Annotated in this window: 25 protein-coding genes and 1 pseudogene; 15 read left to right on the forward strand and 11 right to left on the reverse strand. The window is 71.8% G+C overall.

The features are described 5' to 3' along the window. Nucleotides 1-127 precede the first annotated feature (127 nt). The 4 genes from tilS (at nt 128) to folE (ending at nt 4888) form a co-directional block, all read left to right on the forward strand. A complete protein-coding gene (tilS, locus tag G3I54_RS22955; RefSeq protein WP_164616750.1) occupies nt 128-1240 on the forward strand; it encodes a tRNA lysidine(34) synthetase TilS in 1113 nt (370 codons plus the stop codon). A 98-nt stretch (nt 1241-1338) separates the two neighbouring features. After that, entirely contained in the window at nt 1339-1878 is a 540-nt protein-coding gene (gene hpt, locus G3I54_RS22960; RefSeq protein WP_003968263.1) for a hypoxanthine phosphoribosyltransferase, read from the forward strand. Nucleotides 1879-2060: 182 nt separating this feature from the next. After that, nucleotides 2061-4118, forward strand: coding sequence for an ATP-dependent zinc metalloprotease FtsH (gene ftsH, locus G3I54_RS22965; RefSeq protein ID WP_164616751.1), 2058 nt, complete (start codon nt 2061-2063; stop codon nt 4116-4118). A 164-nt stretch (nt 4119-4282) separates the two neighbouring features. Continuing rightward, entirely contained in the window at nt 4283-4888 is a 606-nt protein-coding gene (gene folE, locus G3I54_RS22970; RefSeq protein WP_093690367.1) for a GTP cyclohydrolase I FolE, read from the forward strand. Between the two features lie 66 nt (nt 4889-4954). On the opposite strand, the gene G3I54_RS22975 is transcribed toward folE, so the two are convergent. The 6 genes from G3I54_RS22975 to G3I54_RS23000 all read right to left on the reverse strand — a co-directional run bounded on the left by G3I54_RS22975 (nt 4955) and on the right by G3I54_RS23000 (nt 10051). Next, nucleotides 4955-5443: a DUF3180 domain-containing protein gene (locus G3I54_RS22975; RefSeq protein WP_164616752.1), complete on the reverse strand. Its 489-nt coding sequence runs from the start codon at nt 5441-5443 to the stop codon at nt 4955-4957. A 74-nt stretch (nt 5444-5517) separates the two neighbouring features. Further along, nucleotides 5518-6129 carry a 2-amino-4-hydroxy-6-hydroxymethyldihydropteridine diphosphokinase gene (gene folK / locus G3I54_RS22980; protein WP_164616753.1) on the reverse strand — a complete coding sequence of 204 codons (612 nt, stop codon included), beginning with the start codon at nt 6127-6129 and terminating at the stop codon, nt 5518-5520. Then, nucleotides 6126-6485 (reverse strand): dihydroneopterin aldolase, encoded by a 360-nt coding sequence (gene folB, locus G3I54_RS22985; RefSeq protein WP_003968268.1) that lies wholly within the window; start codon nt 6483-6485, stop codon nt 6126-6128. The genes folK and folB overlap by 4 nt, the downstream gene beginning before the upstream one ends. Nucleotides 6486-6694: 209 nt before the next feature. Beyond that, the gene (locus G3I54_RS22990) at nt 6695-7168 is read right to left on the reverse strand and encodes a nuclear transport factor 2 family protein (RefSeq protein ID WP_164616754.1); all 474 of its coding nucleotides are present in this window, start codon (nt 7166-7168) and stop codon (nt 6695-6697) included. Next, nucleotides 7165-7962, reverse strand: a complete 798-nt coding sequence (gene folP / locus G3I54_RS22995; protein WP_164616776.1) for a dihydropteroate synthase — start codon at nt 7960-7962, stop codon at nt 7165-7167. Before folP ends, G3I54_RS22990 begins: the two co-directional genes overlap by 4 nt. Before the next feature lie 256 nt (nt 7963-8218). Beyond that, nucleotides 8219-10051, reverse strand: a complete 1833-nt coding sequence (locus G3I54_RS23000; protein WP_164616755.1) for a phosphatidylglycerol lysyltransferase domain-containing protein — start codon at nt 10049-10051, stop codon at nt 8219-8221. Between the two features lie 194 nt (nt 10052-10245). Here G3I54_RS23000 and G3I54_RS23005 point away from each other — a divergent pair, with 194 nt between their 5' ends. After that, nucleotides 10246-11367, forward strand: a complete 1122-nt coding sequence (locus G3I54_RS23005; protein WP_164616756.1) for an alpha/beta hydrolase-fold protein — start codon at nt 10246-10248, stop codon at nt 11365-11367. A gap of 9 nt (nt 11368-11376) precedes the next feature. Here the strand turns inward: G3I54_RS23005 and G3I54_RS23010 are convergent, their stop codons facing one another. After that, nucleotides 11377-12561 (reverse strand): betaine/proline/choline family ABC transporter ATP-binding protein, encoded by a 1185-nt coding sequence (locus tag G3I54_RS23010; protein ID WP_164616757.1) that lies wholly within the window; start codon nt 12559-12561, stop codon nt 11377-11379. A gap of 173 nt (nt 12562-12734) precedes the next feature. On the opposite strand from G3I54_RS23010, the gene G3I54_RS23015 reads away from it, so the two are divergent. From G3I54_RS23015 to G3I54_RS23030, 4 genes are all read left to right on the forward strand, one after another. Continuing rightward, nucleotides 12735-13478 carry an ABC transporter permease gene (locus G3I54_RS23015; protein WP_030087923.1) on the forward strand — a complete coding sequence of 248 codons (744 nt, stop codon included), beginning with the start codon at nt 12735-12737 and terminating at the stop codon, nt 13476-13478. A 3-nt stretch (nt 13479-13481) separates the two neighbouring features. Next, complete coding sequence (locus tag G3I54_RS23020) at nt 13482-14156, forward strand: ABC transporter permease (RefSeq protein WP_164616758.1); 675 nt, start codon at nt 13482-13484, stop codon at nt 14154-14156. A 96-nt stretch (nt 14157-14252) separates the two neighbouring features. Beyond that, on the forward strand, nt 14253-15224 hold the full coding sequence (locus G3I54_RS23025; RefSeq protein WP_164616759.1) for an ABC transporter substrate-binding protein: 972 nt from the start codon (nt 14253-14255) through the stop codon (nt 15222-15224). Nucleotides 15225-15344: 120 nt separating this feature from the next. Next, the gene (locus G3I54_RS23030) at nt 15345-16544 is read left to right on the forward strand and encodes a hypothetical protein (protein WP_203687000.1); all 1200 of its coding nucleotides are present in this window, start codon (nt 15345-15347) and stop codon (nt 16542-16544) included. 24 nt (nt 16545-16568) lie between these two features. On the opposite strand, the gene G3I54_RS23035 is transcribed toward G3I54_RS23030, so the two are convergent. Both G3I54_RS23035 and G3I54_RS23040 read right to left on the reverse strand, forming a co-directional pair. Beyond that, on the reverse strand, nt 16569-17711 hold the full coding sequence (locus tag G3I54_RS23035; RefSeq protein ID WP_164616760.1) for an NADH-quinone oxidoreductase subunit D: 1143 nt from the start codon (nt 17709-17711) through the stop codon (nt 16569-16571). A gap of 57 nt (nt 17712-17768) precedes the next feature. Further along, nucleotides 17769-18779: an SAM-dependent methyltransferase gene (locus tag G3I54_RS23040; protein WP_164616761.1), complete on the reverse strand. Its 1011-nt coding sequence runs from the start codon at nt 18777-18779 to the stop codon at nt 17769-17771. 96 nt (nt 18780-18875) lie between these two features. Between G3I54_RS23040 and G3I54_RS23045 the strand changes: the two genes are divergently transcribed. The 3 genes from G3I54_RS23045 to G3I54_RS23055 all read left to right on the forward strand — a co-directional run bounded on the left by G3I54_RS23045 (nt 18876) and on the right by G3I54_RS23055 (nt 21490). Then, nucleotides 18876-20081: a sensor histidine kinase gene (locus G3I54_RS23045; protein WP_164616762.1), complete on the forward strand. Its 1206-nt coding sequence runs from the start codon at nt 18876-18878 to the stop codon at nt 20079-20081. A 109-nt stretch (nt 20082-20190) separates the two neighbouring features. Continuing rightward, complete coding sequence (locus G3I54_RS23050; RefSeq protein ID WP_164616778.1) at nt 20191-20862, forward strand: response regulator transcription factor; 672 nt, start codon at nt 20191-20193, stop codon at nt 20860-20862. Between the two features lie 19 nt (nt 20863-20881). Beyond that, nucleotides 20882-21490 (forward strand): AAA family ATPase, encoded by a 609-nt coding sequence (locus G3I54_RS23055; RefSeq protein WP_343240398.1) that lies wholly within the window; start codon nt 20882-20884, stop codon nt 21488-21490. Between the two features lie 42 nt (nt 21491-21532). On the opposite strand, the gene G3I54_RS23060 is transcribed toward G3I54_RS23055, so the two are convergent. Continuing rightward, complete coding sequence (locus G3I54_RS23060; RefSeq protein ID WP_164616780.1) at nt 21533-22645, reverse strand: DUF5937 family protein; 1113 nt, start codon at nt 22643-22645, stop codon at nt 21533-21535. A gap of 103 nt (nt 22646-22748) precedes the next feature. Here G3I54_RS23060 and G3I54_RS40170 point away from each other — a divergent pair. Continuing rightward, nucleotides 22749-23010 (forward strand): annotated as a pseudogene (locus G3I54_RS40170) (hypothetical protein). 115 nt (nt 23011-23125) lie between these two features. On the opposite strand, the gene G3I54_RS23065 reads toward G3I54_RS40170, so the two are convergent. Beyond that, nucleotides 23126-24295: a beta-eliminating lyase-related protein gene (locus tag G3I54_RS23065; RefSeq protein WP_164616763.1), complete on the reverse strand. Its 1170-nt coding sequence runs from the start codon at nt 24293-24295 to the stop codon at nt 23126-23128. 167 nt (nt 24296-24462) lie between these two features. Between G3I54_RS23065 and G3I54_RS23070 the strand changes: the two genes are divergently transcribed. Continuing rightward, a complete protein-coding gene (locus tag G3I54_RS23070; protein WP_164616764.1) occupies nt 24463-25413 on the forward strand; it encodes a DUF2520 domain-containing protein in 951 nt (316 codons plus the stop codon). Next, a partial coding sequence (gene panC, locus G3I54_RS23075) for a pantoate--beta-alanine ligase (protein WP_164616765.1) occupies nt 25410-26176 on the forward strand: 767 nt, incomplete at its 3' end. The genes G3I54_RS23070 and panC, both read left to right, overlap by 4 nt.

Genomic DNA, 26176 nt, shown 5'->3' on the forward strand with positions numbered 1-26176 from the left:
GGGCATGGGAAGGCGTGCAATGCTCGATGAACAGCTTGCCTCTGTCACCATCGACGCACTCTGAGTGACGGGACTCACGCGTTCCGGCGCTCGACGCTCCTCCCGAACTCCACGAAGGGCACCGGACATGGGTCCCCATCCTGCGGTCGCGGCGATACGCCTGGCGGTCCGCCGCGTACTCCACGACGTACTCACCGAATTCCACCGGCACGCCGACCACGAACGGCCCGCCGAAGCGGCGAGGCGCCCCGCGCACGCCGCCCGCTCCCACTACGCCGAGGCCGGCACCGCGGGCGCCCCCCGCGCCGCCCTCCCCGAACGGCCCGACAGCCCGCTCGTCCTCGTCGCCTGCTCCGGCGGCGCCGACTCCATGGCGCTCGCCTCCGCCCTCGCGTTCGAGGCCCGCAAACTCGACGTCCGGGCCGGCGGCATCACCGTCGACCACAACCTCCAGCCGGGATCCGATCTCCGCGCCGCCGAGGTCGTCACCCGGCTCACCGCCATGGACCTCGACCCCGTCGAGGCCGTCGCCGTGCACGTCGGACGCGAGGGCGGCCCCGAGGCCGCCGCCCGCGACGCCCGCTACGCCGCGCTGGACGCCGCCGCCGAACGCCACGGCGCCGCCGCCGTCCTGCTCGGCCACACCCGCGACGACCAGGCCGAGACCGTCCTCCTCGGCCTCGCCCGCGGCTCCGGCATCCGCTCGCTCTCCGGCATGGCCGCCGCCTCCGGACCGGCCGGCCGCTACCGCCGCCCCTTCCTCCAGCTCGACCGGCAGACCGCCCGCAAGGCCTGCCTGGTCCAGTCGCTGCCCGTCTGGGACGACCCGCACAACATCGACCCCGCCTACACCCGCTCCCGGCTCCGCCACGAAGGCCTGCCCGCCCTGGAGAAGGCGCTCGGCAAAGGCGTCGTCGAAGCCCTCGCCCGCACCGCCCAGCTCTCCCGCGACGACGCCGACGCCCTGGACACCTGGGCCGCCGAGGCCGAGCTCTCCGTACGCGACGACACCGGCCGGCTGGAGTGCGCCAAGCTCTACGTCCTGCCTCCCGCGGTACGCCGTCGGGTGCTGCGCCGCGCACTGATCGAGGCCGGGGCGCCCGCCGGCTCGCTCTTCGCCCGGCACCTCGAAGAAGTCGACCGCCTGATCACCGGCTGGCGCGGCCAGCGCGCCATCAACCTGCCCGGCCGCGTCGAGGCGATGCGGCAGGGTGGCAGACTGGTCATTCGGCAGAGCTGACGCGCAAGCGGCTGAAGTGCAGGCGAACAGCCGGCCCGGCCCGGGGCGCTTTCCCGGGCCGGCAGGCAGAGAAAGAGACGTGGGTGAACGAGAAGGACATGGGTACCGACCTTCAGTCGGTGCTCCTCACCAAGGAAGAGATCGACGCGAAGCTCGTCGAGCTGGCCGCGAAGATCGACGCGGAGTACGCGGGCAAGGACCTGCTCATCGTCGGCGTGCTCAAGGGCGCGGTGATGGTCATGGCGGACCTGGCGCGCGCGCTGTCCACCCCCGTCACGATGGACTGGATGGCCGTCTCCTCGTACGGAGCGGGCACCCAGTCCTCCGGCGTCGTCCGGATCCTCAAGGACCTCGACACCGACATCAAGGGCAAGCACGTCCTGATCGTCGAGGACATCATCGACTCCGGTCTGACGCTGTCCTGGCTGCTGTCCAACCTGGGCTCCCGGGAGCCGGCCTCGCTGGAGGTCTGCACCCTGCTGCGCAAGCCGGATGCCGCAAAGGTCGCGATCGATGTGAAGTGGATCGGTTTCGACATCCCCAACGAGTTCGTCGTCGGCTACGGGCTGGACTACGCGGAGAAGTACCGCAACCTGCCCTTCGTCGGCACGCTCGCCCCGCACGTCTACGGCGGCTGACCCCGGCAGACCCGCCGGGGAACCCTCACTGCCCTCGGGCCGTTGGAGCTTCGAAAGCAGGTTTCTCCGCCGTACCCGGCAGTCGCGGGTGACGATGCTGGGGTACCGTCCGAAGAACAGTCTTTTCAAACAGCAGCATTTACCTACGGGCAGGAGGGACGGGGCGTCTTCGCTCCGTATGGATGGACGTGAAGCGATACTTCCGTGGGCCGGTCATGTGGATCGTGCTGGCCGTCCTCGCCGTGGTCGTGTTGATGCAGGTCGTCGGCTCGTCGGGCGGCCACAAGACGGTGGACACCGGCAAGGTGATCCAGGCGATCAGCAAGGACCAGGTGGAGCAGGCCAAGCTGACCACCGGTGACGAACAAATGGTCAAGATCGAGCTGAAGAAGGGCCAGAAGCTCGAAGGCGAGTCCGGCAGCAAGTTCCAGGCGAGCTACATCGGCAACCAGGGCGTCGAGCTCGCCGACACGCTGCAGACGAAGTTCGAGGCGGGTGACATCGAGAAGGGTTACACCGTCTCGCCGTCGAAGCAGTCCCCGTTCGTCTCGATCCTCCTCTCGCTGCTGCCCTTCGTCCTCATCGTGGTCGTCTTCCTGTTTCTGATGAATCAGATGCAGGGCGGCGGTTCCAAGGTCATGCAGTTCGGCAAGTCCAAGGCCAAGCTGATCACCAAGGACACCCCCAAGACGACGTTCGCCGATGTGGCGGGATCCGACGAGGCCGTCGAAGAACTCCACGAGATCAAGGAGTTCCTCCAGGAGCCGGCGAAGTTCCAGGCCGTCGGCGCCAAGATTCCCAAGGGCGTCCTGCTCTACGGGCCGCCCGGTACGGGCAAGACGCTGCTCGCACGCGCCGTCGCCGGCGAAGCGGGCGTGCCGTTCTACTCGATCTCCGGTTCCGACTTCGTCGAGATGTTCGTCGGCGTCGGCGCCTCCCGGGTGCGCGACCTCTTCGAGCAGGCCAAGGCGAACGCCCCGGCGATCGTCTTCGTCGACGAGATCGACGCCGTCGGCCGCCACCGCGGCGCCGGCATGGGCGGCGGTCACGACGAGCGCGAGCAGACGCTCAACCAGCTGCTCGTCGAGATGGACGGGTTCGACGTGAAGGGCGGCGTCATCCTGATCGCCGCCACGAACCGCCCGGACATCCTCGACCCGGCGCTGCTGCGCCCGGGACGCTTCGACCGGCAGATCGCGGTCGACCGCCCGGACATGCAGGGCCGCCTGGAGATCCTCAAGGTGCACCAGAAGGGCAAGCCCGTGGCGGAGGGCGTCGATCTCGGCGCCGTCGCCCGACGCACGCCCGGCTTCACCGGTGCCGACCTGTCGAACGTGCTGAACGAGGCCGCGCTCCTGACGGCGCGCAGCAACAAGAAGCTCATCGACAACGAGAGCCTCGACGAGGCGATCGACCGTGTCGTGGCGGGCCCGCAGAAGCGGACCCGGATCATGTCCGAGAAGGAAAAGAAGATCACCGCGTACCACGAGGGCGGACACGCCCTGGTCGCGGCGGCCTCTCCCCAGTCGGACCCGGTCCACAAGATCACGATCCTCTCCCGCGGCCGCGCCCTCGGTTACACGATGGTGCTCCCGGAGGAGGACAAGTACTCCACGACCCGCAACGAGATGCTCGACCAGCTGGCGTACATGCTGGGCGGGCGTGCGGCCGAGGAGCTGGTCTTCCACGACCCGACCACCGGCGCCGCGAACGACATCGAGAAGGCCACGGCAACGGCCCGCGCGATGGTCACGCAGTACGGCATGACGGAGCGCCTCGGCGCGATCAAGTTCGGCGGCGACAACTCGGAGCCCTTCCTGGGCCGCGAGATGGGCCACCAGCGCGACTACTCGGAAGAGGTCGCGGCTCTGGTCGACGAGGAGGTCAAGAAGCTCATCGAGACCGCCCACAACGACGCGTGGGAGATCCTCGTCGAGAACCGCGACATCCTCGACGCCCTGGTGCTCGAACTCCTGGAGAAGGAGACGCTGGGCAAGGACGAGATCGCGGAGATCTTCGCCCCGCTCGTCCGGCGCCCCGCCCGCCCCGCATGGACCGGATCCGCCCGACGCACCCCGTCGACGCGGCCCCCGGTGCTCTCTCCCAAGGAGCTGGCCCTCACCAACGGCGCTTCGGTCGCCAACGGTTCGGCCACCCCGCCGGAGATCGCCCCGACGGACCTGACGAAGGACATCGCCCCGTCCACCGAGGCGATCCCCGAGGACCGTCCCGAGAGCTAGCCCCGGACCGACTCCGGTGAGACCCCCGTCACGGGGGCCGAACCGGTCCCGGAATGGATGCCGCGCCCCCCAGGTTTTAGCCTGTGGGGGCGCGGCTTTTCCGTATGCCTGCGAGGTCCGAGCGCGAACCCGCGCATCGGACAGCACAGAGGAACGAGGCACAGATGACCGACCCGGTGACGCTGGACGGCCAGGGTTCGATCGGCGAATTCGACGAGAAGCGGGCCGAGGCGGCCGTACGCGAACTGCTGATCGCCGTCGGAGAGGACCCGGACCGCGAGGGCCTGCGGGAGACGCCGGGGCGGGTGGCGCGGGCGTACAAGGAGATATTCGCGGGCCTGTACCAGCAGCCCGAGGACGTCCTGACGACCACCTTCGACCTGGGGCACGACGAGATGGTGCTGGTCAAGGACATCGAGGTGTTCTCGACCTGTGAACATCATCTGGTGCCGTTCAGGGGCGTGGCGCACGTCGGCTACATCCCGGCCTCCACCGGCAAGATCACCGGCCTGTCCAAGCTGGCCCGGCTGGTCGACGTCTACGCCCGCCGTCCGCAGGTCCAGGAGCGGCTGACGACGCAGATCGCCGAGTCCCTCATGTCGATCCTGGAGCCGCGCGGAGTCATCGTCGTCGTCGAGTGCGAGCACATGTGCATGTCCATGCGAGGCATCCGCAAGCCCGGTGCGAAGACGCTCACCTCCGCGGTGCGCGGCCAGCTCCGCGACCCCGCGACCCGCGCCGAGGCGATGAGCCTCATCATGGCGCGCTGACGCCCCGGAACACGGAGACGGGCCCGGCCCGCCGCGCGAGCGCGGCTGCCGGGCCCGTCTCCTGCGTTACGCGGCTGCCGTGCCCGTGCCGTCGTGGTGGTTGCCGTCGTCCGGGAGGCGGCAGACGCGCTCCAGGAAGAGGGCGGCCGCGACGACCGCGATGCCGGCGATCACCGCCGCGCCCGCGTAGATCGCCTGGTCGCGGCGGGGCGGGATGTCGAGGTAGCTCAGGAGGAAGACGCCGGTGCCGCCGTACATGCCGGCGACCAGGGCGGCGACCAGGGCGCTCGCCTGGCCGAAGACGACCGCGCGGGCCGCGAAGAGGGGCTCCACGCCCTTGGCGCCGGGGCGGCGTTCGCGTTGGGCGCGGAGGCGGGTGCGGGTGGAGAGGGCGGTTGCGAGGAGGATCACCGCGATCACGGCGAGCACGATCGACGCGGCCAGCGGGACGCTGGGCAGGGTGCCGAAGGAGTCCCAGAGGCGGGCCCCGCCCCAGGAGAGGACACCGGCGGCGGCGAAGAGGCCCGCCAGTACCCCGAGCCGTAGTTGCTTCACCGAGTGAGCCGCCCTTCGCGCCGCCTGTGTCCGGTCCGGCCGTGCGCCGGACCACCGTCCGTCGAGCCTAACGATTACTCCGGCAGGCGCAGTTCCAGGTCGGCGCGGGGCAGCACGCTGTCGCGGCCGACCGCCGCGAGCAGCTGGGCCACCGGGCCGGCGCCGGGCAGCTGGGCCTCGGGGTCCACGTCGTGCCAGGGGGCGAGGACGAAGGCCCGTTCGTGGGCGCGCGGGTGGGGGAGCGTGAGCACCGGGTCGTCGGAGAGGACGTCGGCGTACGACACGATGTCGACGTCGATGGTGCGCGGGCCCCAGCGCTCCTCGCGGACCCGGTCGAAGGCCTCCTCGACGGCCTGGCCGCGCTCCAGCAGGGAGGCGGGCGGCAGGGTCGTCTTCACGAGGATGACCGCGTTGAAGTAGGAGGGCTGGGAGTTCGCCTCGACGCCCCAGGGCTCCGTCTCGTACACCGGGGAGACGGCCTTGACCCGCAGGCCCGGGGTGTCCTCCAGGGCGTCGACGGCCCCCTGGAGGGTCTCCAGCCGGTTGCCCAGGTTGGAGCCGAGGGAGATCACGGCCATCTTGGGGTTGGAGAGCGTGACGTCCGCGGCGTCCACCTGCCGGACGACGGCGGTCGGGACCGGCTGTACGGTCGGGTCGCTCTGCCCTTCGGTGGAAAATGCAGTCATGCTCGGCTCCGGGTGATGGTGATGGTCACGTCGTCGAAGGGGACGGTGATCGGCGCGTCCGGCTTGTGCACCACCACCTCGACCTCCTGGACGCCTTCGTGCTTCAGGCACTGCTGGGCGATGCGCTCGGCGAGCGTCTCGATCAGATCGACCGGCTCGCCCGTCACCACGTCGACGACCTCCTCGGCCACCACGCCGTAGTGCACGGTGCGGGCCAGGTCGTCGGTGGCTGCCGCGGGGCGGGTGTCGAGGCCGAGCACCAGGTCGACGATGAAGGTCTGGCCCTCTTCCCGCTCCCGGGGGAAGACACCGTGGTGCCCACGGGCCTTGAGGCCGCGCAGCGCGACACGATCCACGCGAATCACTCCTGCTGTCGTTGGTCGAGAGGCACCCGGCCGCGTGCGGGCGGCGAGGTGCCTTCTTTCGAATCTACCTGCGAGCACCGACAGTGCTCGCCCGTGGGGGCCATGGACAGCACCTCACCTGGCTGATAGCCGCCCATACCCGGCGGTCGGCGGTTCCAATCCCTATCGGTCCCGTACCCACTCGGGAGGGTGTTTCCTCCTCAGGAGGGCGTCTCCTCGTCGTCGTCCTCGTCGGATTCCGTCAGCACGGGCGACCCGTGGTGGGACCAGAGCTTCCAGCCGTCGGCGGTGCGCCGGAACACGTTCGTGGCAACGACCAGCTGGCCCACGAGCGGACCCAGCGCGTTGCCGTCCTCGGCGGGGCCGCCGCTGAGGATGTTCTCGGTGCAGGTGACCAGGGCCATGTCGCCGGTCATCGAGACGTTGACGTCGGTGAGGAAGAACTGGATGTACTCGGTGTTCGCCATGATCAGGGCGTAGCTGCGCAGCACCTCGCCCCGGCCCGTGAGCACCGGCCAGCCGGGGTGGACGCAGGAGACGGTGAGGTCCTCGCCCGGCAGCCAGCGGTCGGAGAGGTCCTCGTAGTCGCCGCGTTCCAGCGCCTCGTAGAAGCCGGTGTTGGCGGCCTTGACCTCCGCGATGTCGGCGGCGGCCTGTGCGTGTTCCTCGTTCACGCGGCTCCCTCGACCGCGCGGGCGACGCGGACGGCGTCGGCGGTGGCCCGTACCTCGTGGACCCGTACGGCCCAGGCGCCGGCCTGCGCGGACAGCGCGGAGACGGCCGCGGTCGCCGCGTCGCGTTCGCGGGCGGGCGGCGGGGCCGAGTCCGTACCGGCCAGGACGTGGCCGAGGAAACGTTTGCGGGAGGCGGCCACCAGCAGCGGGCGGCCCAGCGTGCGCAGCTCGGCCAGGTGTGCGACGAGCGACAGATCGTGGGCGGCGTCCTTCGCGAAGCCGAGGCCCGGATCGATCACCACGCGCTCCGGGGCGACCCCGCCCGCGATCACCGCGTCCATCCGCTGCCGCAGCTCGTCGAGGACCTCGGCGACCACGTCCTCGTACACCGCGCGGCTGTTCATCGACTCGCTGAAGCCGCGCCAGTGCATCACGACGAACGGGACCTCGGCGGCGGCGACGGCCGGGATCATGTCCGGGTCGGCGAGGCCGCCGCTGACGTCGTTGACCAGGACGGCCCCGGCGGCGACGGCCTGCTCGGCGACGCGGGCGCGCATGGTGTCCACGGAGACGGTGACGCCCTCGGAGGCCAGCCCCTTCACGACCGGGACGACCCGCCGCAGCTCCTCGGCCTCGTCCACCCGGCTGGCGCCGGGGCGGGTCGACTCACCGCCCACGTCCACCAGGTCCGCGCCCTCGGAGACCAGGTGCAGACCGTGTTTGACCGCGGCCGTGGTGTCGAACCAGCGGCCGCCGTCGGAGAAGGAGTCGGGCGTCACGTTGACGACCCCCATGACCGCACAGCGGTCCCACTCCGGCAGTCCTCGGACCGTGCCCCGCGCGCGTGACGTACTCATACGACCAGACTAGGGGGTGTCTTGCCGATCACGGCCGGGTCCACGACGCCTGGCACGGCACCTCGCCGCGTTGCCGAAACGCCCGAATCGCTCCGCGATGAGGACGTTCCAGCGCCTTGCGATGCACCGCACCAGGCGCCGCGGCCTGACCGACCCTGATCGGCAAGACACCCCCTAGCCGTGTCCGCCCCGTCTATACCGCGCTCACCTCGTGCTGCTCCGGGGCCGTGTGCCGCGTGTGGCCGCACGGGCGGCGTCTGCGGGGGCGGAACGGGCGGGGCAGCGAGAAGTTCACGAAGCCCTCGGCCTGCATCGCGGCGATCCCGATGCGGGGCAGGTCGCGGCTGGTGCGGAAGACCACGAAGCGGGGCTCCCAGCGGGGCTTGAACTTGGCGTTGAACTTGTACAGCGACTCGATCTGGAACCAGCGCGAGAGGAAGATCAGCAGCCCTCGCCAGCAGCGCAGCACCGGTCCCGCGCCGAGCCGCTCGCCGCGGGCCAGCGCGGAGCGGAACATCGCGAAGTTCAGCGAGACCCGGGCGACGCCGAGCTTCTCGGCGGCCTGGAGGGATGCGACGATCAGCAGCTCGTTCATGCCGGGGTCGGCCGAGCGGTCGCGGCGCATCAGCTCCAGGGACATGCCGTCGCGCCCCCAGGGGACGAAGTGGAGGACGGCCTTCAGGTCGCCGTGCGGGGAGTCCTGCGCGTCGGAGCCGGGCAGATGGGCGGTAGCGATCACGCAGTCGCCGTCGGCCGGGTCGCCGATCCGGCCCAGTGCCATGGAGAAGCCGCGTTCGGTGTCGGTGCCGCGCCAGTCGGCGGCGGCCCGGCGGATCCGGTCCAGTTCGGTTTCGCCGATGTCGTGTGCCCGCCGGACCCGGGTCTCGTAGCCATTGCGTTCGATGCGCTTGACCATCTGCCGCACGTTACGCATGGCGCGTCCGGCGAGGGAGAAATCCGCCACGTCCACCACCGCCTCGTCGCCCAGCTCCAGGGCGGTGAGCCCGGTCTCGCGGGTCCAGACCTGGCCGCCGGTCTCGCTGCAGCCCATCACGGCGGGCGTCCAGGAGTGCGCCTGCGCCTCGTCCATGAACCGCTCGATCGCGCCCGGCCAGGCCTCCACGTCGCCGATGGGGTCCCCGCCGGCCAGCATCACCCCGGAGACGACCCGGTAGCAGACGGCCGCCTTGCCGCTGGGGGAGAAGACGACGCCCTTGTCGCGGCGGAGCGCGAAGTGGCCGAGCGAGTCCCGGCCGCCGTGCTGCTCCAGCAGGGCCCGCAGCCGGCTCTCGTCGTCCTCGGTGAGGCGGGCGGCCGGGTGCTCGGGGCGGAAGGCGAGGTAGATGGTGGTGACGGCGGTCAGCAGGCCGAGCGCGCCCAGTGAGTAGGCCACCGTCCAGCTGGTCCGCCCGGCGTAGTCGACGGGCCCCTCGACGCCGAACAGGCCGTACAGCACGTGCTGGAGGCGGTCGGCGATGGACGGGTCGCCGACGACCCGGCCGGGGTGGACGCTGACGATGATCAGCCCGAGCCCCAGCGAACCGGCCCCCAGCAGCACGAAGTTGGCGAGCGCGCGCCAGCGGCTGCGCGGGTCGGGCAGCGCCCGGAACTGGTCCCGGTGGCGCACCAGCAGAGCGCAGAGCGTCAGCGAGACGAGCACCCCGATGATCGAGTGGCGGTACGCGAACTGAGCCACGGCCCCCGCCGGCAGCAGGGCCACCGCCGCCCGCCAGGCCCGCCGTTTGTGCCGCTTCAGCCCGTGCGCGAGGAGCAGCAGAAGCACACCGGCGCTCAGCGAGAGCGCGGCGGCGAACGGGCCGAGCGCCCCGGGGAGCACTTCGGCGAGGGTGTGCATCCGGCTGTGCCGGAAGCGGGGGAAGACCCCGGCGGCGACGTCGATCAGCCCGACGACGGTGCAGGCGGTACCGACGAGAGCCGGTACGGATTCGGGGCGCGGCCCGTGGAACAACCGGCGGACGCGCTGCGGAACCGACACCGAATTATCCCCATCTAGCGTGACAGACATCGTTTCCCGTGGCTTCGCGAGAGATTCGTTGAGTCCGCCGGCCGGAGCCCCACGGACGATGTGCGCCCTTTAGGACGTGGGTTGTGGAGCGAGGGTTCACCCACATTCCGGAAATTTCCCGCTCCCGTCCCTTCCCGTCCCTTGCCATCCCTCGTACCGAATCGCCTGTACGGAATCGCAGAGAAAGCTCACTCATGGGTCTCACCAGCACAGCAGTCCTCGCCGTCGTGGCGGTGCTGGCCGTCGCGCTCTTCGCCGCCACGGTCCGGTTCTGGCCGCGCCTGGCCCGGCCCGGCGCCGCCGCGGTGTCGGGCCGGATCGGGCTGCTCCTGGCGACCCAGCTGACGCTGTTCGCGGCGGTGGGTCTGGCGGCCAACAACGCCTTCCTCTTCTACGGTTCCTGGGCCGACCTCTTCGGCCGGCAGCAGGAGCTCGGCGTGGTCTCCGACCATGCGGGGAACGGGCCCGGCTCGCGGCACATGACGCGGATCGACACCCAGCACCCGGATGTGCCGGGCGGCCGGGTGCCGGCGGTCGGCGGGCGGATCGACAAGGTGGTCGTCTCGGGGCGGACCTCGGGCATCGAGTCACCGGCGTACGTCTATCTGCCGCCGGAGTACTTCCAGGCGGCCTACGCCACGCGGAAGTTCCCGGCGGTCGTGGTCCTCACCGGCTATCCGGGCACGGCGGAGAACCTGCTGAAGGGGCTGCGCTACCCGCAGACCGCGCACGAGCGGGTGAAGGCGGGCAAGGCGCAGCCGATGATCCTGGTGATGCTGCGGCCGACGGTCGCGCCGCCCCGGGACACCGAGTGCGTGGACATTCCGAAGGGCCCGCAGACCGAGACGTTCTTCGCGAAGGACCTTCCCGAGGCCATCGCCGGGTCCTACCGGGTCGGGAAGAAGGCCCGTAACTGGGGCATCATCGGCAACTCCACCGGCGGCTACTGCGCGTTGAAGATCGGGATGCACCACCCGGACCGGTACGCGGCGAGCGCCGGCCTCTCCGCGTACTACAAGGCCGCCGAGGACCCGACGACGGGCGACCTGTTCCACGGGCGGCAGGAGCTCCGTGACCGCGCCGACCTGCTGTGGACCCTGGAGAACCGGCCGCCGTCGGGCGGTTCGTTCCTGGTGACGACGTCCCGCGAGGGCGAGGACAACCTCGGCGAGACGATGAAGTTCATCGAGAAGGTGAAGGCGCCCGCGAAGGTGTCGTCCATCGTGCTGGACAGCGGCGGGCACAACTTCACGACCTGGCGGCGGGAGATCCCGCCGGCCCTGGAGTGGCTGAGCGCCCGCCTCGGCGAGAACTGAGCCCGCCGTTCAGGTGGCCGTGGCGATCGTCGCCACCGTCTCCACGGCGACCTCGGCGCGCGGTACGTCCTGGGCGTCCGCGTCGATGGAGCGGCGCAGGGCCTCGTGCAGCCGGGCGGGGGTCAGCACGCCGAGGAAGCGGCCCTCGCTCTCCTTGTCGATGACCGCGATCCAGCCCGCGTCGTGCTGGAGCATGGTGGCGAAGGCCTGTTTGAGGGGCGCGCCGAGCGGGAGCCAGGCCTCCATCCGGCGGGCGTGTTCGCGGACGGTGCCCTTGGCCGTGGCGTCGGCGGTCGCGTCGGCGGGGATCCAGCCGTGGAGGTTGTCGCGGCCGTCCAGGACGACCGCCCAGCGCGCGCCCTCGGACCTGAGCCGTTCGGTGGCGGTGGCCAGCGGGTCGTCGAGGTGGACAACCGGCGGCTGGTCGAGGTCGCTCTCCTCGATGGGCGTCACCGAGAGCCGCTTGAGCCCGCGGTCCGCGCCGACGAAGTCGGCCACGTACGGGGTCGCGGGGGCTCCGAGCACGGTGGCGGGGGAGTCGAACTGCTCGATGCGGCCCTGCCCGTAGACGGCGATCCGGTCGCCGAGGCGGACGGCCTCCTCGATGTCGTGGGTGACGAACAGCACGGTCTTACGGACCTGGGCCTGGAGTTTCAGGAATTCGTTCTGGAGGCGTTCGCGGACGACCGGGTCGACCGCGCCGAAAGGCTCGTCCATCAGGAGAACGGGCGGATCGGCGGCCAATGCGCGGGCCACGCCCACGCGTTGGCGCTGGCCACCGGAAAGCTGTTCCGGATAGCGGTCGCCATAAACGGACGGGTCCAGTCCGACGAGGTCGAGGAGTTCGGCGGCGCGTTCGCGTCCTTTTCCGCGCTTCCAGCCGAGCAGGTGGGGAACGGTCGCGGTGTTCTCCAGCACGGTCTTGTGCGGGAAGAGTCCCACCTGCTGGATCACATAGCCGATTCGGCGGCGCAGTTGCACGGGGTCGATGGTGGATATGTCGTCCCCGTCGAGGAATATCCCGCCCTCGGTCGGTTCGATCAGCCGGTTCACCATCTTCATGGTGGTCGTCTTGCCGCAACCGGAAGGTCCGACGAGCGTGACCAGTTCACCCTCGGCGACCTCGAAGGAAAGGTCGTCGACGGCGGTGGTGCCGTCGGCGTACCGCTTGGTGACGTGCTCGAAACGGATCATGGTTCCCCATTGTGGAGGGCGTTCTGTGAAGGGCATGTTGCCGGAATGCGACAGCCTCCGCGATTGTCAGTGGTCGAGGATAGGCTCGCCAGTCATCAGTTCGATCCGGGGCGATCCGGGGGAGATCCGGGCCCGGTCCCGGGCGACGAGGGAACGCAGGAGGTGAGGGGCGGATGGCCGAGCAGAGCTGCCTGGTGACGAACGACTGGATCTGCGGGGAGTATCTCCGCTCCCGCAGCCAGGAGTTGACCGATGCGACCGTGCAGCACATCGGGATCACGGTGGTCTCGGTGCTGATCGGGCTCGCGGTGGCCTTTCCGCTGGCGCTGCTCGCCCGTCGGGGCCGGCGGTTCGCCGGACCGGTGCTCGGGCTGACGACCGTGCTCTACACCGTGCCCTCGCTGGCGATGTTCTCGCTGCTGCTGCCCCTGTTCGGGCTCTCGGCCGCGCTCGTCGTCACGGGCCTGGTGCTCTATTCGCTGACCATCCTCGTACGCAACATCCTGGCGGGGCTCGAAGCGGTGCCGCAGGAGGCGAGGGAAGCCGCCCGCGGCATGGGGTACGGGCCGGCCCGGCTGCTGTGGGAGGTGGAGCTTCCGCTGGCGCTGCCCGCGGTGATGGCGGGGCTGCGGATAGCCACCGTGTCGACGGTCGCGCTGACCACGGTCGGCTCGCTCGTCGGCAAGGGGGGCCTCGGCAATCTCATCGAGGACGCGCTGCCCAGCTTCTTCAAGGCCCAGGTGCTCACCGCCTCGGTGCTGTGCGTGCTGCTCGCGGTGGCGGCGGACCTGCTGCTGCTCGGCCTCCAGCGGCTGCTGACGCCCTGGACCCGGATATCCGGGGCGGTCGTCCCGCCGTCCGGCCCGGTGAAGGCGGAGGCGTCCGCGTCCGCCCCGGCGAAGGTGGAGGTGGGCTGACCCGTGGGAGTCATCGGCGACGCCTGGACCTGGCTGACCACCGGGGCCAACTGGTCGGGGGACGGCGGGGCCGCGCACCGGCTCGGCGAGCATCTGTACGTGAGCGGGGTCGCCCTCGCGGTGGCCTGCGCGATAGCCCTGCCGCTCGCCCTGTATCTGGGGCATATCGGCAAGGGGGGCGCGCTCGCGGTCAACATCTCCAACGTGGGGCGGGCGGTGCCGGTCTTCGCGGTGCTGGCCCTGTTCATGGTGACGCCCCTGCGCAACTCGGGGTACTGGCCCACGATCATCGCGCTGGTGCTGTTCGCGGTGCCGCCGCTGCTGACCAACGCCTATGTCGGGATGCGGGAGGTGGACCGGGCCGTGGTGGAGGCCGCGCGGGGCATGGGGATGTCGGGCGGGCAGCTCTTCGTCCGGGTCGAGCTGCCGCTCGCCTACCCGATGATCATGACCGGGCTGCGGTCCGCCGCGGTCCAGGTCGTCGCCACCGCGTCGATCGCCGCGATGGTCGGCCTCGGCGGTCTGGGCCGGATCATCACCGCCGGGTTCAACACCTACGACACCGCCCAGGTCTTCGCGGGCGCCGTCCTGGTCGCCGGTCTCGCCCTGCTGGTGGAGGGCGTGCTGGTGGTGCTGGACCGGGCGCTGTCCCCGCTGCGCCGCCGCAGGCCCGCGTGAGCGCGCCTCTTTCCACTGGTCGCCAGCGCCCTTCTTCTCGTCATCATCATCTTTCTTCTGGTCACTTTTCTTCTGTTCGGACGGAGAACAACACTTATGAGCAGGACCTCGCGGATAGCCGGAGCGGTCATCGGCATGGTGGCGCTGGCCGGGTCGCTCGCGGCCTGCGGCGGCGACAGCCTGGAGAAGGAGAAGGGCGGCTCGGGCTCCTCGGCCGGTGACGGGAAGAAGGGCTCCCTGGTCGTCGGCTCGGCCTCCTTCACCGAGTCCAAGGTGCTCGCCGAGCTGTACGCGCAGATCCTGGGCGACGCCGGATACAGCACCTCGATCACCACGGTGAAGAACCGTGAGCTGTACGAGCCCTCGCTGGAGAAGGGCGAGATCGACGTCGTACCGGAGTACGCCGCGACGATCGCCGAATTCCTCAACGCCAAGGTCAACGGGGCCGATGAGGCCCAGGCGAAGCCGGTGGCCTCCGGGGACGCCGACGCCACGGTCGCCGCGCTGAAGCAGCTCGCCGAACCGCTGGGACTCAAGGTTCTCCCGGCCGGGAAGGCCGTCGACCAGAACGCCTTCGCGGTCTCGAAGGAATTCGCCGAGAAGAACAGCCTGAAGACGCTTTCCGATCTGGGGAAGTCGAAGATCAAGGTCAAGATCGCGGCGGGCGACGAGTGCGAGGTGCGGCCGTTCTGCGCACCCGGGCTGAAGAAGACGTACGGCATCGACGTCACGGGTATCGACCCCAAGGGCGTCGGCACCCCGCAGTCCAAGCAGGCCGTGCGTGACGGCAAGGTCCAGCTGGTCCTGACGACCACCACGGACGCGGTGCTGGACGGGCTGGTGTTCCTGGAGGACGACAAGAAGCTCCAGAACGCGGACAACGTCCTTCCCGTACTGAATGCCAAGGACGCGGGTGCGCCGGAGATCGCCGACGCGCTGGGCAAGCTCACCGCCGCGCTCACCACGGAGGATCTCGCCGAGCTGAACCGGAAGGTCGACGCCGAGCGGGCCAAGCCGGCCGATGTGGCCAAGGAGTATCTGGAGTCGAAGGATCTGATCAAGAAGTAGTTCTCGATCAATAGGTAAAGGGCTGTGGAGAGGGCTTCCGGGGGGCCGCGAGGTAACCGGCGGGGAACAGATTGCCGGGCGGCCCCCCAAGTGGCGCGTACACACGGTAAATTTCAGGCCATGCCACGTGGACGCCACCGCCATTCGCCGCCCCTCCACAGAATCCTGCCGCCTTCCGTGGTGGCGGGAGTGTCGGTCGTCGGTGCCGCCGGCGCCTGGCTGCTGACCGAACCCCTGGTCCTGCGCGGCCTGGTGGCCGCCGTGGCGGCCGCCGCCGTGACCGGCGCGTATCTGATGCGCAGCTGGGACCGGGCGGCGGGGCTGCGGGTCGCCGAGCTGACCCGGGCCCGCGCCAGTGACGAATGGCGGGCCGAGGAGCGGATAGCCGAGCTGGAGCAGGATCTGGAGGAGTCGCGCGAGCTGCGCACCCGTCTGGAGACCAAGCTCCGCCGCAAGCGCGTGGAGCTCGCGGGGCTGCGCGGCGAGCACGCCGGACTGCTGCGCCGCTACGCCAACGCCGAGACCGAGCGGGCCAGCGCGCTGGAGGGCCGCAGGCAGCTCGCCATCGAGGCCGCGGCCCCCAAGGAGCTGCTGCCCGCGCGGTCCACGCCGACCCCCGAGTCGTACCGTCGCGCGGGCGAGGCCCTGAAGAACCTCACGCGCAACGCGGCGCTCCAGGAGACCCGTCGGACGGTGGAGGCGGTCCGGCAGCGTCAGCTGGCCGTCCAGGACCGGAACCGGAACACGGAGGCGGAGGGCCCGAAGGGGAAGCACGCGGCGGCCACCGGGGCGGGCGAGCACCTGGACCACCAGCACCGCCGCCCCGCGACCACCCCGCCCGCCCCGGCCCCGGACACCCGTAACGCGGCTCCTCGGGACGCGACCACTTCGGCCGCACCGACCACTTCGGCCGCACCGACCACCCCGGCCGCATCGGCACCGACCCCGCCGACTCCGCCGGCCCCGGAGCTTCCGAGCGCGAAGACCCCGGCCTCCATCGCGCCGGTGCGCGTACCGCGCGCGATCCCGGCCGCCTCGGCCGTCGTCCCGTACGCCGCGCGCCGCCAGCCTGCCCCCCAGGGCAACTTCGACTTCTTCGGCGCCCAGAACGCCCAGAACTCCCAGAACTCCCAGAAGGCGAACGCCGCGATCGAGTCCGTGCAGAACGAGGACCTCGCGGACGTCGTCGGCGAGGAGGCGCTCGCCGCCCACCGCACGGGAGCGGTGCCGAACCAGGCCGTCGGCAAGGTCATCGACCTCACCGCGCACGACGAGACCGAGCAGATCGACGTGGCGCAACTGCGCGGCGCGGTCTCCTGAGCCCCAAGGGGCCCGGGGCCGCCGCTACTTGTCGATGTCCCCGACGACGAAGAACAGCGAGCCCAGGATCGCCACCATGTCGGCGACCAGGGTGCCCGGCAACAGCTCGGTGAGCGCCTGGATGTTGTTGAACGAGGCGGAGCGCAGCTTCAGCCGGTAGGGCGTCTTCTCGCCCTTGGACACCAGGTAGTAGCCGTTGACGCCGAGCGGGTTCTCCGTCCAGGCGTAGGTGTGGCCCTCCGGGGCCTTGAGCACCTTGGGCAGCCGCTGGTTGATCGGCCCGGGCGCCAGGTGGGCCATCCGGTCCAGGCAGGCGTCGGCCAGGTCCAGGGCGTTGAGGGTCTGCTCCAGCAGGCACTCGAAGCGGGCCAGGCAGTCGCCCTCGGTCCGGGTGACGACCTTCAGGGTGTCCTGGAGCTCCCCGTACGCGAGATACGGCTCGTCGCGCCGCAGATCGAAGTCGACGCCCGAGGCGCGGGCGATCGGCCCCGACACCCCGTACGCGTGCACCGCCGCGGCGGACAGCACGCCCACGTCGCGCGTACGGCCCCGGAAGATCTCGTTGCCGAGGACGAGGTTCTCGTACACGTCCATGCGGGAGCGGACGGAGGCGACGGCGTCGCGGACCCGGCCGGTCCAGCCCGCCGGGATGTCCTCCTTGAGCCCCCCGACCCGGTTGAACATGTAGTGCATCCGCCCGCCGGAGACCTCCTCCATCACCGCCTGGAGCTCCTCGCGCTCCCGGAAGGCGTGGAAGACCGGGGTGATGCCGCCGAGTTCGAGAGGGTAGGAGCCGAGGAACATCAGGTGGTTGAGGACCCGGTTCAGCTCGGCGAGCAGCGTCCGCGTCCAGACCGCGCGCTCGGGGACCTCCATGCCGAGCATCCGCTCGACGGCCATCACGACGCCCAGCTCGTTCGAGAACGCGGAGAGCCAGTCGTGGCGGTTGGCGAGCATGACGATCTGCCGGTAGTCGCGCGCCTCGAAGAGCTTCTCCGCGCCCCGGTGCATATAGCCGATGACCGGCTCCGCGTGCTGGACGCGCTCGCCGTCCAGCACGATCCGCAGCCGGAGGACCCCGTGCGTCGAGGGGTGCTGGGGACCGATGTTCAGCACCATGTCGGTGCTCTCCGCCGCTCCGCCGATGCCGATCGTCGTCTCCGTCATGCGGGACAGTATTCCCTGCGGCCGCCGTAACTCCCTGCGGCCGCCGTACGAGGGCGGTCACCCGGGTTCCGGCAGCCCCACCCGGTGCAGCAGCCAGCCGAAGTCGCCGAGGCCGCCGCGCGCGGTCAGCTCCGCCGCCTCGCCCGCCGCCGACAGCGCCCGTACATAGCCCGCCGGATCGGTGGCGGCCAGGCTCAGCGGCGGCCGGTCGCCGCCGACGCCCAGGCGGTGCAGTGCCGCCCGCTGGTCGGTCAGCTCGGTGCTCGCGTGCGGCACGGCCGAGGACACCGCCGCCGCGCAGGCGTCCAGCGCCACATGCGCGGTCAGATCGCAGGAGCCGTCCGGCACCGGACGCACCTCGCGCCCGTCCCGGAAGCCGGTCAGCGTCCCGAAGGGCGGCCGGGCGCCCCGTACATGCGCGTAGTCCACCGCCACCGCGAGACCGGCGGCGAGCGAACCGACCGCGCCCGCCCACGCCTCGTCCCTGGAGCGCCCGATCTCCGCCCGCTCGCCCGGCGCGGACAGCGGCCACCAGCGCTCCAGCCACTCCGCGTCCGCCCCGGTCACCGCATCGCCGAGCCGCTCCGCGCCGTCCGAGGTCCGCACCTGGACGTACCGGGGGACGCCGTCCGCGTCCGCCTCCGCCACCTCCGCCGGAACGTTGTCCAGCCACTCGTTGGCGAACAGCAGCCCGGTGACCCCCGAGGGCGGCTCGGCGCACCACTCGATCCGGGGATCCAGGCCCGGCGGCCGGCCGGCGACCTCGACGGCGTACGCGGTCACCTCCAGCCCCTCCAGCTCCTCCGGCAGCGCGGCCAGCACCCCGGCCATCAGCTCGCCCCGCCCCGCCCCGACGTCGACCAGCGCGACCGTGGCGGTGTCCAGCTCCCGCGCGATTCCGCTCAGCAGCCGGGCCACCGCCGCCGCGAAAAGGGGCGAGGCGTGGACCGACGTACGGAAGTGGCCCGCCGGGCCGTCCGGGCTCCGCAGAGGGCTGCGATAAAAGCCGTCATATCCGTACAGGGCGGACTGCGCCGCCTCTCGCCACCCGCGCCACTCGTCCATCACGTAGGCAAGTCTCCACCTTGGGGAGTACGGTCCCAGGACCTGGATCGACCCTCCGGTTGACCCGGGCACCGATCCGCTGTCCCTACGCTGGGTTACGTGCAGCGCCTCTACGATTTCATCCGCAGACACCCGACGGGCGTCGACGTCTTCTGGGCCGTCTTCCTCCTCGGGCTCTCCGGCGTGTCGATGGTGTCGGGCATGTACGACGCGGGGCGCGAGGGGATCGTCGCCGTTCCGGTGGTGCTGGGGCTCTCCACGGTGGTGGCGCTGCGCCGCAAGGCCCCGGAGAAGATGCTGCTGCTCGCCATCCTGGTGGGCGTCGTGCAGCTGGTGTTCGACGTCCGGCCGGGCATCGGGAATTTCGCGATGCTGGTGATCACGTACACCGTGGCCACGGTCGGCGAGCGCTGGGCGTCCCGGCTCGCGCTGATCTGCAGCCTGAGCGCGGCGGCCCTGTCCCAGCTGCGGTGGGAGGCCGAGCCCGGCGGGTCCTGGGCCCAGATGATCTTCGTGGCGGTCATCATGACCGTGCCGTTCGTGCTGGCCTGGGTGCTCGGGGACTCGCTGCGGACCCGGCGCGCCTACTTCGACCAGCTGGAGGAGCGTGCCGCCCGGCTGGAGCGGGAACGCGAGGCGCAGTCCAAGGTCGCGGTCGCCGCCGAACGGGCCCGGATCGCCCGCGAGCTGCACGACGTCGTCGCGCACAACGTGTCCGTGATGGTCGTCCAGGCCGACGGCGCCGCCTATGTGATGGACGCCGCCCCCGACCAGGCCAAGCAGGCCCTGGAGACCATCTCCAGCACCGGCCGCCAGGCGCTCGCCGAGATGCGCCGGCTGCTCGGGGTGCTGCGCACCGGCGATGCCCCGGAGAGCGGCGAGTACGTTCCCCAGCCCGACGTCGAGCAGATCGAGGACCTGGTCGCCCAGGTGCGGCAGACCGGCCTGGAGGTCGACTTCAAGGTCGAGGGCACCCCCCGCCCGCTGCCCAGCGGCGTGGAGCTGACCGCGTACCGCGTCGTGCAGGAAGCCCTGACGAACACCCGCAAGCACGGCGGGCCCGACGCCGGGGCCAGCGTCCGGCTGGTCTACTTCGACGACGGCCTCGGGCTGCTGATCGAGGACGACGGCCGGGGCGCGGCGCACGAGCTGTACGAGGACGGCGGCGCGGACGGCGCCGGGCACGGGATGATCGGGATGCGGGAGCGGGTCGGCATGGTCGGAGGCACCCTGGACGCGGGGCCCCGGCCCGGCGGCGGCTTCCGGATCAGCGCCCTGCTGCCGCTCAAGCCCCCGGGCGGGTGACGGGACCGGGCCCGGCCTTCGACGACCGCCAAAGCCACCGGGGCCACCATGGCCACCACGACCGACCGACCGATCGACCGACCTCAGGACAGGACACGTTCCCATGACCATGGCCATCCGCGTGATGCTCGTCGACGACCAGGTGCTGCTGCGGACCGGCTTCCGGATGGTGCTCGCCGCCCAGCCCGACATGGAAGTCGTGGCCGAGGCCGGGGACGGGGCCGAGGCGATCGAGCTGCTGCGGTCCACCGCCGTCGACGTGGTCCTGATGGACGTCCGCATGCCCCGGCTGGACGGCGTCGAGGCGACCAGCCGCATCTGCGCGCAGCAGAACCCGCCGAAGGTGCTCATCCTGACCACCTTCGACCTCGACGAGTACGCCTTCTCCGGGCTGAAGGCCGGGGCCAGCGGCTTCATGCTCAAGGACGTACCGCCCGCCGAACTGCTCGCCGCGATCCGCTCGGTGCACAGCGGCGACGCGGTCGTCGCCCCGTCCACCACCCGCCGGCTGCTCGACCGCTTCTCGCCGATGCTGCCCAGCGACAAGGAGCCGAAGAACAAGCACATCGGCAAGCTCACCGAACGCGAACGGGAAGTCATGCTCCTGGTCGCCCAGGGCCTGTCGAACGGGGAGATCGCGGCCCGGCTGGTGCTCTCCGAGGCGACGGTCAAGACGCACGTCGGCCGCATCCTCACCAAGCTGAACCTCCGCGACCGGGTCCAGATCGTCGTCCTCGCCTACGAGACCGGGCTGGTCCGGGCCGGCGGCGGCGCGGGCTGAAGGGGACGGGAGGCCGGCCGTGGGCACGCTGCTGTGGATCAACGGGCCGTTCGGCGGCGGTAAGACGCAGACGGCGTACGAGCTGCACCGGCGGCTCCCCGGCAGTGTGGTCTGCGATCCCGAGCACATCGGCTTCGGGCTGCACCGGACCCTGCCGCCCCGCCTGCGCGGCGACTTCCAGGATCTGGCGTCCTGGCGTTCCGGGGTCCGTGAGGTGCTCGCCCTCGCTCTGGAGGGGCACCCGGGGCCGGTGATCGTGCCGATGACGCTGGTCGACCCGGGGTATTTCGCCGAGATCGTCGGGCGGCTGCGCGAGGACGGCCACACCGTCCACCACAGCGCCCTCCTCGCCGACCGCGCCACCGTTCTGCGGCGGCTGCGCGAACGCGGTCTCGGGCGCGGGCTGAAGGGGGAGAGCTTCGCCGTGAGCCGGCTGGACGACTGCCTGGAGCGGCTCGCGCGCCCGGAGTTCGCCCGCCATATCCGTACGGACCGGGTGACGGTTCCTCAGGTGGCGGACCTGGTGGCCGGGGCCGCCGGTCTGACACCCGTACCGGATACGGACGGCCGGCTGCGGCACCGGCTGCGGCGGACCTGGACGAGCGTGCGGCACATCCGCTTCGACTGAGGTCGTGCCCGTCCCGCTGTGCCTCGTCGGCAGCCGGCCGGCTCAGCGCAGGACGCCCTCCAGGAAGTCGCTGCCGAGCCGGGCCACGATCGTCAGGTCCAGCTGGTGCAGGACATAGCGGCCCCGGCGGCGCGTCGTGACCAGGCCCGCCTTCTTGAGCACCGAGAGGTGGCGGGAGACCTCGGGTGGGGTGATGCCGTTGGATTCGGCCAGCTCACCGGTGGTGTAGGGGGAGCGGGCCAGGTTGCGGCAGAGCCGCATCCGCATCGGGTGGGCCAGGGCTTCCATCCGGCGCTGGAGCTGTTCCACGGAGGCGGGCGACGGCAGTTCGGGCAGGTGGACCGGGTAGTGGATCACCGGCCGCCAGCCCGGGGCGTGCAGCACCATCAGATGCGGCCAGCCGAAGCTCGTCGGGACGAACGTCAGGCCGTGGCCGACGCCCGGGTCGACGGCGGTGGTCCGGCCCTCGGACAGCTTGTCGATGCTGATCCGGCCCGCGTCCTCGTCCAGCGTCACGGCGGAGGACACCGCCCCGACCGCTTCGGCCAGCCCCTTGCGCCGCAGCAGCTCCGTCTTGTGCCGGGCGTCCGCCACCAGCTGCACGGAGACCCGGCGCCAGGTGTCGGCGAAGAACGCCTCGTCGCAGTCCTCGAAGAGCCGCCGGATCCAGCCGCGTACGGAGGCGGGGTCGGCCAGCAGCCGCCGCGTGAACTCCACCTGCTGCGGGCCGCGCGCCGCTGCCAGCTCCAGGGAGCGGTCCCGCATCGCCGCGTCGCTCAGCGGCGACGGCGCCCCGGCCCCGTAATGGGTGGCGCAGGTGAACTCCAGGGCCGCGGCGACGAACCGCTCGTCGTCCATCTTGTCCAGCAGGTCCAGGTCCTCGGCGAGCGTCGCCCCGGTCCTGCCGTCGCCGCCCCGGAGCCCGGAGAACGGCATGAACACGTCGGAGAAGGTGTTCCGCCAGAGGAACTCCGCCTCCAGCATCCGGTCCGCGAGGTCGGGCTCCAGCCCTGCCGCGGTCGCGGTCGCCCAGCCGTGCAGCCCCGGGTGGTGGCCGGGCTCGGAGAGCGCGTGCAGGGCGAGGCCCAGTTCGGCCAGGGGCGACGTCGCGAAAACGACGCGGTCGGCGGGCAGTCCCGCGATGTCTATGTGCACGCTCACCCCTCCATAGTGCGGGTACGCGCACGGGTCGTCGTGCCATTTGACGGGGGCCGTCAATCCACGCGCGGCCCCGCCGTGACCTGCGCAGGCTGTCCGCATGAACGCTCTCCAGCAGCACATGCTCGACACCTACCGCGCGGCCCGCCTGTCCCAGCCCGCACCCCCGCCACCGGGCCGCCACGACGTCACGGCCCTGCGCAACCTGTACCGGCACCTCCGGCCCGCCGCCACACCCAGCCCGTCCGACGCTTGAGGACGGACCCCTGAGGCGGGCGGGCCGCCGAATCCAGCCTGTCCGGCGCTTGAGGACGGAACCCCTCACGCGGAGGGCCGGCGAATCCAGCCCGTCCGGCGCTTGAGGACGGACCCCCGAGATGGGCGGGCCGGCGAATCCAGCCTGTCCGGCGTTTGAGGACGGACCCCTCACGCCGGAGGGCCGACACCGGACAAGGGCCTCCGGGCCCGGGGGCCGCCCTAGGGCAAGGCCCCCCGCCCCACGTACCCCACGAACCCCGCCACCGCGTCCCGCACATCCTCGGCCGACCACTCGAGCCCCGCCCCGGCCACCGTCACCTCCGTGACCGAGACCCCGGGCGGCAGCCCCGTCCCGGCCGCCCCCGCGAACCACCGCCGGAACAGCGTCACGCCGGTCTCCTCGGCCTGCCGCACCGACGCCTCGTCCAGCACCTCGGTCCCGTACGGCAGCCACACCTGGAACTGATGCGTGTGCGGCGGCTCCGGACGCACCCGGAACCACGGCACCCCCGACGCCGCGAACCCCTCCGCCAACGCCCCGGCCACCACCTTCGCGTGCGCCACGAACGCAGGGAGCCTCGGCAGCTCCCGCTCCAGGCCCAGCAGCGCGGACAGCGCCGCCGGGTACTGCTGGAAGACCTGGCCCCCGTACCGGTGGCGCCACACCCGGGCCTCCTCCACCAGCATCGAAGGGCCCGCCAGCACCGCCCCCGACAGCCCGTCCAGGGACTTGTAGAACGACACGTACACGCTGTCCGCGAGCGCCGCGATCTCGGAGAGCTCCCGCCCGAAGTGCGGGCCGCACTCCCACAGCCGCGCCCCGTCGAAGTGGACCACCGCGTCCCGCTCCCGGGCCGCCTCCACCACCGCCGTCAGCTCCTCCCAGGACGGCAGCACGAAACCGGCGTCCCGCAGCGGCAGCTCCAGCATCAGCGTGCCGAACGGCTCCGGGAACTCCCGGACCTCCGCCGCGCTCGGCAGCCTCGGCTCGGACGTCGGATGCACCGTGCGCAGCCCGCTCACCGCGCCCAGCGCACCGCCCTCGTGCAGCTCCGGATGGGACAGCGGATGCAGCGCCACCGTCGCGTCGCCCGTACGCCCCGCCCAGCACCGCAGCGCGACCTGCTGCGCCATCGTCCCGGTCGGGAAGAACGCCGCCGCCTCCATCCCGAGCAGCCCGGCCACCCGCCGCTCCAGATCGGCGACGACCCCGCCCCCGTACACATCGGTCCAGTCCTCCGGATCGTGTACGGAAGCGGCGCCGGCCGCGAGCGCCGCCAGCCGCTCGCCCAGCGTGCCGTCCGCGCCCACCCGGGCCAGCACCCGTCGCGACCCCCGCCACGCGGTCAGCCTGCGCCGCCGCTGCTCCTGCTCATCCATCGTCGCCATGGGACGATCATCACCCGGACCTCTGACAGCGCGCCCACGGGTTTTCCTCGGCCTCCGAAGTTATCCACAGGCTGTGGGCGGCGGGGGAGCTCCGCCGAAACGCTGGCGTAGCATGCAGAGAAATCGTCCGGTACCCCCCGCGGACTGGAACGGAAGGCCATCGCCGCGTGAACGCATCAGTTTCCAAGGAACCCCTCGACGCGAGGGACCGCCCCGCCCGGCTCACGGTCGGCGTCGTCGGTGCGGGCCGGGTCGGACCCGCCCTCGCCGCAGCCCTCCAGCTCGCCGGACACCGCCCGGTCGCCGTGTCCGGCGTCTCCGACGCCTCCCGCCGCCGCGCCGCCGAGCTGCTCCCCGACGTGCCGCTGGTGGAGCCCGCCGAAGTGCTGGCCCGCGCCGAGCTGGTGCTGCTGACCGTCCCCGACGACGTGCTGCCCACGCTGGTCGAGGGCCTCGCCGAGACCGGTGCCGTACGGCCCGGCCAGCTGCTCGTCCACACCTCCGGGCGGTACGGGGCGAAGGTGCTGGACCCCGCGCTGCGGGCCGGTGCGCTGCCGCTCGCGCTGCACCCCGCGATGACGTTCACCGGCACCGCCGTCGACGTCCAGCGGCTCGCGGGCTGCTCCTTCGGCGTCACCGCCCCCGAGGAGCTGCGGCTGGCCGCCGAGGCCCTCGTCATCGAGATGGGCGGCGAGCCCGAGTGGATCGCCGAGGAGTCCCGCCCGCTCTACCACGCGGCCCTCGCGCTCGGCGCGAACCACCTGGTCACCCTGGTCGCCCAGTCGATGGAGCTGCTGACCAAGGCCGGGGTCACCGCCCCCGACCGGATGCTCGGCCCGCTGCTCGGCGCGGCCCTGGACAACGCCCTGCGCTCCGGCGACGCCGCGCTGACCGGCCCGGTCGCCCGGGGGGACGCGGGCACGGTCGCCGCCCACATCGGCGAACTGCGCGCGCACGCCCCGCAGGCGGTGGCCGGATATCTCGCGATGGCCCGGGCCACGGCCGACCGGGCCCTCGCCCACGGCCTGCTCAAGGCCGAGCTGGCCGAGGACCTGCTCGTCGTCCTGGCCGACCAGGAGCGCCGCCCCGGCGGCCCCGGACCGGGGGAGACCCGATGACGCGCACGATGCGGACCGCCCTCCTGCGCACCGCCGCCGAGCTCGAAGCGCTGCCCCGCCCCGCCGGGGCCGAGCGGGCCGTCGTCATGACGATGGGCGCGCTCCACGACGGCCACGCCGCCCTGATCCGCGCCGCCCGCGAAGCCGCGGGTGCGGACGGCCAGGTCGTGGTCACCGTCTTCGTGAACCCGCTGCAGTTCGGCGAGGCCGCCGACCTGGACCGCTATCCGCGCACCCTGGACGCCGACCTGGAGATCGCCGCGGCGGCGGGGGCCGACGCGGTCTTCGCCCCCGGTGTGGACGAGGTCTACCCCGGCGGCGAGCCCCAGGTCCGGATCACCGCCGGCCCCATGGGCGAGCGCCTCGAAGGCGCGGCCCGGCCGGGGCACTTCGACGGGATGCTCACCGTCGTCGCCAAGCTCCTCCACCTCACCCGCCCCGACGAGGCGTTCTACGGGCAGAAGGACGCCCAGCAGCTCGCCCTGATCCGCCGGATGGTCCGCGACCTGAATTTCGGCGTCCGGATCACCGGCGTCCCCACCGTCCGCGACCCCGACGGCCTGGCGCTCTCCAGCCGTAACCGTTTCCTCTCCGCCGAGGAGCGGCACACCGCGCTCGCCCTGTCCCGCGCCCTGTTCGCGGCCCGCGACCGGCTCGCCGCCCAGCAGGCCCTGCACGAGCGGGCCCGGGCCACCGCACCCGGCGGCGACCGGGCCGCCGGGCTCAACAAGCTGGGCGAGGCCCGGGCCGCCGCCGACGCCCA

The organism is Streptomyces sp. SID14515 (genome assembly GCF_010548505.1).
In the GTDB taxonomy this organism is placed as follows: domain Bacteria; phylum Actinomycetota; class Actinomycetes; order Streptomycetales; family Streptomycetaceae; genus Streptomyces; species Streptomyces caviscabies.

Bases quoted from the DNA above. Each gene is read 5' to 3' on its own strand.
- tilS (WP_164616750.1), top strand. From the start codon at position 128: ATGGGTCCCCATCCTGCGGTCGCGGCGATACGCCTGGCGGTCCGCCGC.
- hpt (WP_003968263.1), top strand. From the start codon at position 1,339: ATGGGTACCGACCTTCAGTCGGTGCTCCTCACCAAGGAAGAGATCGAC.
- ftsH (WP_164616751.1), top strand. From the start codon at position 2,061: ATGGACGTGAAGCGATACTTCCGTGGGCCGGTCATGTGGATCGTGCTG.
- folE (WP_093690367.1), top strand. From the start codon at position 4,283: ATGACCGACCCGGTGACGCTGGACGGCCAGGGTTCGATCGGCGAATTC.
- folK (WP_164616753.1), bottom strand. From the start codon at position 6,129: ATGACTGCATTTTCCACCGAAGGGCAGAGCGACCCGACCGTACAGCCG.
- folP (WP_164616776.1), bottom strand. From the start codon at position 7,962: ATGGGGGTCGTCAACGTGACGCCCGACTCCTTCTCCGACGGCGGCCGC.
- G3I54_RS23000 (WP_164616755.1), bottom strand. From the start codon at position 10,051: ATGTCTGTCACGCTAGATGGGGATAATTCGGTGTCGGTTCCGCAGCGC.
- G3I54_RS23005 (WP_164616756.1), top strand. From the start codon at position 10,246: ATGGGTCTCACCAGCACAGCAGTCCTCGCCGTCGTGGCGGTGCTGGCC.
- G3I54_RS23010 (WP_164616757.1), bottom strand. From the start codon at position 12,561: ATGATCCGTTTCGAGCACGTCACCAAGCGGTACGCCGACGGCACCACC.
- G3I54_RS23015 (WP_030087923.1), top strand. From the start codon at position 12,735: ATGGCCGAGCAGAGCTGCCTGGTGACGAACGACTGGATCTGCGGGGAG.
- G3I54_RS23025 (WP_164616759.1), top strand. From the start codon at position 14,253: ATGAGCAGGACCTCGCGGATAGCCGGAGCGGTCATCGGCATGGTGGCG.
- G3I54_RS23030 (WP_203687000.1), top strand. From the start codon at position 15,345: ATGCCACGTGGACGCCACCGCCATTCGCCGCCCCTCCACAGAATCCTG.
- G3I54_RS23035 (WP_164616760.1), bottom strand. From the start codon at position 17,711: ATGACGGAGACGACGATCGGCATCGGCGGAGCGGCGGAGAGCACCGAC.
- G3I54_RS23050 (WP_164616778.1), top strand. From the start codon at position 20,191: ATGGCCATCCGCGTGATGCTCGTCGACGACCAGGTGCTGCTGCGGACC.
- G3I54_RS23065 (WP_164616763.1), bottom strand. From the start codon at position 24,295: ATGGCGACGATGGATGAGCAGGAGCAGCGGCGGCGCAGGCTGACCGCG.